This window comes from Boseongicola sp. (assembly GCF_057460485.1).
This window is the reverse complement of sequence record NZ_JBVCWP010000402.1, coordinates 1-2,949: the sequence shown is the minus strand read 5'-3', so window position 1 is coordinate 2,949 and position 2,949 is coordinate 1. Positions and strand designations below refer to the sequence as shown.

Genomic DNA, 2,949 nt, shown 5'->3' with positions numbered 1-2,949 from the left:
TCGACGTCAGCAAGGGAAAGCAGTCTCAACGTCAAGGGCAGAAGGCCTCGTAAATGAGATCGCCAATGTGCGCATGGGAAAGAAACAACGCATGAGATGGTCCCCAAGAGGCGCGCACCGTGTTGCGGTTGTCAGGGCTGCCGTCTTGGATGGAAGGCTCTCACCAGGACAGCTCAGGGCGGCATGATCCCCAAAGTTTTTCCACTCCCAATCGTTACAAAGTGATGACTGGCGCATTGCGGCTGCGAGTGCGGGACATTTGCCGCCGGGCGTGCCGCGACAACGAGGTCGACATCTTGCGCGGGGTGTTGTCGAGCGATCACGGCCACATGTTTGTCTCGGTGCCGCCAAAGCTTGCTATCAGCGATCTGGTGCGCAAGATGAAGGGCTGTTCGTCTTACAAGGTGCAATGCGAGTTTCCCGCCATCCGCATACGCTACTGGGGATGCCGGTAGTCGTTCAGTGAAATCAGCCGGGACGCTGTTCATCAAAAACGCGGTGCGGTTGGTGCGTCGGTCCGGGATGGCTCTGAACAGGGCCACGTCATTCGAGCTTGGCGGGGCGTCGGACGCAAAAGCGATCCGAGCCAAAAGATCGCGATTATCCCTCGGGGTAGATAGTGAGGGCCGTTTTCAGGCTGAAGCGCCGTGCTGCAACCTCAAGCAGACCGATGGCCGCGCCGCAACTGATTTCAAGCGCACGATCCTGCGGGTCAACCACTGGCAAGGCACGTGTCCGATCGGCGATCACCTCCAGATATCCGTCGGACACCCGGAAAAGCCACGGTTGTGTGTTGTGATCTGACAGTCCCAGAACCGCGTATCCGATCAAGAAAGGGATTTGGTCATACACTGGCCCATTTTCAGGAAAGCCCTCTGCAGTGATGGACCAAGGAGACGTGGCGTTTTGGATCATTCGACTTCACCATGAGGTGCTGATAGCGGCGAACGGCAGCGTATTCTTCAAACGGCTGACGTGATTGATGCGGATCAATCGCCTGAAGTGCTGCTGCGCTATGCAGTCTAAACTGCTCTCTCTTCAACAGCGGGCTGAAAGACTGGAGCAGTTGACTGTCAGGGAGAAAACAGAATGCCAGACGCGACACTCAGATTTTGCGGCGCGGCGCGAACGGTGACGGGATCTTGCTACTGGCTGCAGACGGATCAATGCAGTTTTCTGGTGGATTGCGGCTTGTTCCAAGGGCCCAAGACGCTGAAGGAACTTAACTATCGTCCGTTTCCATTCGACCCTCCCAAGATTGATTTTGTGCTTCAGACCCATGCCCATATCGATCATGCTGGTTTGCTCCCAAAATTGAGCGCCTCAGGATTTCAGGGACCCATCTACGCGACAGCTGGCACGAGAGACCTTCTGACATTCATGCTGCCCGACAGTGGTTACATTCAGGAGATGGAGGTCGATCAACTCAACCTCCGAAACCTGCGGCATGGCAAGCCAGAGGTTGAACCGATCTACACACGGCAGGACGCAGAGGATTGCCTGACCATTTTTGAAACGGTCGACTATGAAGTCTGGACACCTGTCGGCCCGGGTGTGCGCGCAAGGTTCTGGAACGCGGGGCACATCCTGGGGTCCGCCTCAATCGAAGTCGAAATCGATCAGAAAAACTCGAAACCTATTCGCCTTTTGTTTTCTGGCGATATCGGGCCTGACAACAAGCTGTTCCATCCTGATCCTGACGCACCGTCGGATTTCGATTATGTGATATCGGAGGCAACCTATGGCGGTCGCGAGCGGGCCGATGTCACACCCGCCGCACGAATGGAAACGCTGAGGCACGAAGTGTCACGCGCGCTGGACCACAACGGCATGTTGCTGATCCCTGTTTTCGCTGTAGAACGCACTCAGGAGTTGATCACGGATCTTCTCGCGCTTCAGGACGCAGGCGACATCCCCAAGGTTCCGGTCTATCTGGATTCCCCGTTGGCCATCCGCGTGACCAAAGTTTTTCAAAGGCATGCGCGGGACCTCGAAGATCTTGGACCGGGGCCACGATTGATAAGCAATCCCGCAATTCGCCCCACAGAAACGGTCGAGCAAAGCAAACAGATCGCGAAAATCACCGGGGGCGCAATCATCCTTGCAGCAAGCGGTATGTGCGAGGCCGGCCGCATCCGGCACCACCTCAAGCAATGGCTTTGGCAGGACAAGGCTACCGTCCTTTTTGTTGGATACCAAGCCATCGGCACGCTGGGCCGGATCCTGAGCGAAGGCGCGAAGTCTGTGAAAGTTCACGGAGAGGAGATCAGGGTCAAGGCGCGCATTCGCAAAGTCGATACGTATTCTGGGCACGCAGACGGATCTGAGTTGACCGATTGGATTATCCAGCGCCGCCCGATCAGAGAGGCGCTTATCCTGACCCATGGCGAAGAGCCACAAATGAACGCGTTAAAATCCGCCCTGATGGAAAAAGGGTTCGCTGACAAAGACATACTGATCCCAAATCTTGATGATCAGATAGCTCTTAGCGCAGATGGGACGTCGATCCTTGAACCGCCACAGGATCAGCGCATGCTACCCGAGGCATTAGGCGGGCCCGATTGGCACAACGATCTGACAGAGCTTGTGTTCGAATTGCGGGACATATTCGAACAGGCAGCTGATGATAAAGCGCGTGCCAAAGTCCTGCGACGGATCAGGCGTGCGTTGAAAGATGATGCTTGAGAGGTCCGCGATGGATGTCGCTAAAGCACGCTCTTTCTGGATGCGTTAGGCCGGATTGTGCCTGTCGTTGTACCCTAATAAAAGAGAAATCGCCGCTTCTCGCCTATTTTGGGCCTTGTTGCAGGGATCGCCTCTCCGCTGATACCGATGCGGTCTGTTCCCACTAGGATCCTGCAAATGCCTCACAAGTTCAACGCCGATCGTCGAGACAAGATCCCGAAGCAACGGCATCGAGTGACCAACTGGGCCGAGTATAACGAGGGC

At 55.8% G+C, this 2,949-nt stretch carries 2 protein-coding genes and 2 pseudogenes; 3 read left to right on the top strand and 1 reads right to left on the bottom strand.

Annotated elements, in window-relative coordinates; all coding sequences use genetic code 11:
- Together AC221Y_RS22800 and tnpA are read left to right on the top strand one after the other, a co-directional pair.
- A pseudogene (locus AC221Y_RS22800) lies at positions 1–187 on the top strand (ISKra4 family transposase); the annotation flags it as partial.
- A pseudogene (gene tnpA, locus AC221Y_RS22795) lies at positions 150–452 on the top strand (IS200/IS605 family transposase); the annotation flags it as partial. The pseudogenes AC221Y_RS22800 and tnpA, both read left to right, overlap by 38 nt.
- A gap of 148 nt (positions 453–600) precedes the next feature.
- On the opposite strand, the gene AC221Y_RS22790 reads toward tnpA, so the two are convergent.
- Positions 601–915 carry a hypothetical protein gene (locus AC221Y_RS22790; protein ID WP_299750942.1) on the bottom strand — a complete coding sequence of 105 codons (315 nt, stop codon included), beginning with the start codon at positions 913–915 and terminating at the stop codon, positions 601–603.
- 174 nt (positions 916–1,089) lie between these two features.
- On the opposite strand from AC221Y_RS22790, the gene AC221Y_RS22785 reads away from it, so the two are divergent.
- Positions 1,090–2,685, top strand: a complete 1,596-nt coding sequence (locus AC221Y_RS22785) for an MBL fold metallo-hydrolase RNA specificity domain-containing protein (protein WP_486708577.1) — start codon at positions 1,090–1,092, stop codon at positions 2,683–2,685.
- The last annotated feature ends 264 nt before the right edge of the window (positions 2,686–2,949 follow it).

Bases quoted from the DNA above. Each gene is read 5' to 3' on its own strand.
- AC221Y_RS22790 (WP_299750942.1), bottom strand. From the start codon at position 915: ATGATCCAAAACGCCACGTCTCCTTGGTCCATCACTGCAGAGGGCTTT.
- AC221Y_RS22785 (WP_486708577.1), top strand. From the start codon at position 1,090: ATGCCAGACGCGACACTCAGATTTTGCGGCGCGGCGCGAACGGTGACG.